Origin of the sequence: Streptomyces sp. rh34 (assembly GCF_002551245.1) — a bacterium.
Lineage (GTDB): Bacteria > Actinomycetota > Actinomycetes > Streptomycetales > Streptomycetaceae > Streptomyces.
Window position 1 is genome coordinate 1 of record NZ_NTGZ01000429.1, and the last position, 3,473, is coordinate 3,473.

Annotated in this window: 3 protein-coding genes; all 3 read left to right on the top strand. The window is 75.8% G+C overall.

What is annotated here, in order from left to right; genetic code table 11:
• Positions 1 to 1,822: N-6 DNA methylase (locus CR470_RS36680; protein ID WP_257139046.1), on the top strand; the 1,822-nt coding region annotated here is incomplete at its 5' end.
• A gap of 98 nt (positions 1,823 to 1,920) precedes the next feature.
• On the top strand, positions 1,921 to 2,505 hold the full coding sequence (locus tag CR470_RS36685; RefSeq protein ID WP_097872001.1) for a hypothetical protein: 585 nt from the start codon (positions 1,921 to 1,923) through the stop codon (positions 2,503 to 2,505).
• Positions 2,502 to 3,473 (top strand): serine/threonine-protein kinase (locus CR470_RS36690; RefSeq protein WP_143663971.1); only part of this gene is annotated, 972 nt, incomplete at its 3' end. The genes CR470_RS36685 and CR470_RS36690, both read left to right, overlap by 4 nt.

A 3,473-nucleotide genomic window follows, 5' to 3' on the forward strand; every position in this document is an offset into this window, starting at 1 on the left:
CACCGCCCCCGGCCCCACCGCCCCCGGGCCCGCGGCCGGTCCCCCGGCGCACCCGCCCGAAGCTCCGGGAGTTCACAGGACCCGAGCCGTTCGCACCCCCACCGCGCGGGACCTGCTGCCCTCCGTGCCGCTCCTGCGCGCCGCCGCGCAACTCGCCGCCGGGATCGGGGCCGGTCAGACCTTCGAGTTCCTGCTCGGCCGGCATCTGGACGCCAACCCCCGCCAGTACACGCTGACCCCACCGCACCTCGCCGAACTGATGGCGGACCTCGCCGAACCCCCGAAGACCGCGGGTCGACCGGCCCCCGGCCGGCCGCTCCGCAGCGTCCTCGACCCGGCCGCCGGGACCGGCGCCCTGCTCCGCGCCGTCGCCGGACCCGCGGCGCTGTACGCCCAGGAGACCGACGCCGGGCTCGCCGCCCTCACCGCACTGCGTCTCGCCCTGAGCGCCGACGGAACGCACAGCCCTCCGCCCTCCCTGGCCGTGCGGACCGGGGACACCCTGCGGGCCGACGCCTTCGCGCGGCTCGCGACCGACACCGTGCTCTGTCACCCGCCCTTCAACGACCGCAACTGGGGTCACGACGAGCTGGCCTACGACCCGCGCTGGGAGTACGGCTTCCCCGCCCGCGTTGAGTCCGAACTGGCCTGGGTCCAGCACGCCCTGGCCCGGCTGCGCGACGGCGGCACCGCCGTCCTGCTGATGCCTCCGGCCGCCGCCTCCCGGCGCTCCGGCCGCCGCATCCGCGCCGACCTCCTGCGCAGGGGCGCCCTCCGCGCCGTCATCGCCCTCCCGGCCGGCGCCGCACCCCCGTACGGCATTCCGCTCCACCTCTGGGTCCTGCGCAGGCCGACGCCCGGAGTCCGCCCCGGACCGGACCTCCTCCTGGCCGACACCGCCGGACTCGCGGCGCCCGTCGGGGAAGCGGCCGGCAAGGCGGCGGGCGGCGGACGTGACCGGCTCGACTGGCCCGTCGTGCGCGCTGCCGTGCTCGACGCCTGGCGCGAGCGGGCCGGCCTCCCCGGCGTCAGCCGCGTCGTGCCCGTGGTCGAACTCCTCGACGACGACGTGGACCTGGCCCCGGCCCGGTATCTGCCCCGCCCCGCGCCCGGGTCGGACGCGTCCGGGCTCGGCGAGGTGCGGGAGCGGCTCGCCGAGACCCTCCGGCTGACCGCCCGCCTCACACCGCCCCCCGCCACCCTCACCGCCCCCGCGCACCGCCCCCGGACCACCGTCGGCGAACTCGCCCGCGGCGGGGCGCTCTCGCTGCACACCGGCAACGCGGCCCCGGGCGGCCCCGGCCCCGTCCTCACGGAGCACGACGTCCTCACCGGAGCGGTCCCGACCGGAGCCCCGCTCACGGAGGTCCCGGCCGCAACCCCGCTCACCGGCCCGGAGGCCACGGGCACGGCCCCCGACGACCCGGTCGTGCTCGAACCCGGTGACGTCGTGGTGCCCGTGCTCGGCGGCGGGACCGTCGTCCGGGTCGTCGGCGAGGGGGACGTGGGCGCCGCGCTCGGCCGCAACCTCCAGCTGCTGCGGCCCGATCCGGCCGCCCTCGATCCGTGGTTCCTCGCCGGGTTCCTGCGCGGCACCGCCAACAACCGGCAGGCCAGCAGCTACGCTTCCACCGCGGCCCGGCTGGACGCCCGGCGCCTTCAGCTGCCCCGGATGCCGCTCGCCGAACAGCGCAGGTACGGGGAACGGTTCCGCGAGCTGGCCGCGTTCGAGGACGCGCTGCGGGCGGCGGAGCGGCTCGGCGGGCTGCTGGTCCAGGGGATGTACGACGGGCTGACGGATGGCACGGTGACGCCCGAGTGAGGTGAACGACAACGGTCGGGCCCATCCGGGGACGGTTGATCGGCGGAGGTGTATACGCTCACCCCACACGTCCGACATACGCGTCCCAGGAGCAGCACATGCACGGCTACGGCCCAACGCCGCAGCAGCAGACGACATCCCGGCCGTCCCCGGCGTCGCTCGCCGCGGTGCGCGTGATCCTCGTGGCGGTGACCGTGCTGAGCTGCGGCCTGCTGGGCTGGGTGGCGATGCTGCGGCTCGCGATCGTCACCCGAAGGACGCGCGACTGGGTCCTGCTGGCGGCCGTGGTCGTCCTCAACACCGGGTTGTTCGTCTTCGTCATGGAGGCGCCGGACGACCCCGACGACATGTCGGACGCGCAGGCGCTGCTCATGATGCTCTGGCTCGTCGCCGTGCTGATCGGGGTGATCGCCTACTACCTGTACGCGGAGATACGCCACTACGGCTCCGCGCCCCCGCATGGCGCCCCCGCGACCGTGCCCCCCGCGCCCCTCCCGTACCAGCGGCATCCCGCGCAGCAGCTCCACCAGCAGCACCACCACCAGCAGCGCCCGCAGCCCAACCCGTACACCGTGCAGACCCCGCCGCCCACGCCCACGCCCGCCCCCCAGCGCCTCGACCAGGTCCGTGCCGAGCTGGACGAGCTGAGCGACTACCTCCGCAAGGAGGGCGAGGGCCGGTGAGCGGGCGGGTCATCGCCGACCGGTACGAACTGGCGACCATCCTCGGCCAGGGCGGCATGGGCCAGGTGTGGACGGCGTACGACCGGCGCCTGGACCGCCGCGTCGCCGTGAAGCTGCTGCGCCCCGACCGGGTCGCAGGGCCCACCGGCAGCGACGCGGCCGACGAACTGCACCGCCGGTTCGTCCGCGAGTGCCGGGTCACCGCACAGGTCGACCACCCCGGTCTGGTCACCGTCCACGACGCGGGCAGCGACGACGACGACCTCTACCTCGTCATGCAGTACGTCGAGGGCGCCGACCTCGCCGACCACCTGAACGAGCAGGACCCCTACCCCTGGCCGTGGGCCGTCGCGGTCGCCGCCCAGCTCTGCGCGGTCCTCTGCGCGGTGCACGCGGTGCCGATCGTCCACCGCGACCTCAAGCCCCGGAACGTGATGGTCCGTCCCGACGGCACCCTCACCGTCCTCGACCTCGGCGTCGCCTCCGTCCTCGACACGGACACCACCCGCCTCACGCACACCGGCTCCCCCATCGGCTCCCCGGCCTACATGGCCCCCGAGCAGGCGATGGGCGGCGCGGTCGGCCCGTACACCGACCTGTACGCCCTCGGGGTGCTCCTGCACGAACTCCTCAGCGGTGACGTGCCGTTCGCCGGGTCCACCGCGCTCGGCGTCCTGCACCGCCACCTCTACGAGGCCCCGGTCCCGGTCCGGCAGATCCGCCCCGAGGTCCCCGTCGCGCTGGAGGCCCTGGTGCTGCGGCTCCTCGCCAAGGACCCCGGGGCCCGGCCCGCCTCCGCGCAGGAGGTGTACGAGGACCTCGCCCCGCTGCTGCCGAAGCACGGGACTCCGGCCGGGCCGCTCGACCCGACGCGCCCGTTCCTGCGGCCGCACGCCCCCTGGCCGGACCGGGCGGCGACCCCGGCCTCCGTGCCCGCGCCCGCCACCTTCTGTCTCTTATACACATCT

Bases quoted from the DNA above. Each gene is read 5' to 3' on its own strand.
- CR470_RS36685 (WP_097872001.1), top strand. From the start codon at position 1,921: ATGCACGGCTACGGCCCAACGCCGCAGCAGCAGACGACATCCCGGCCG.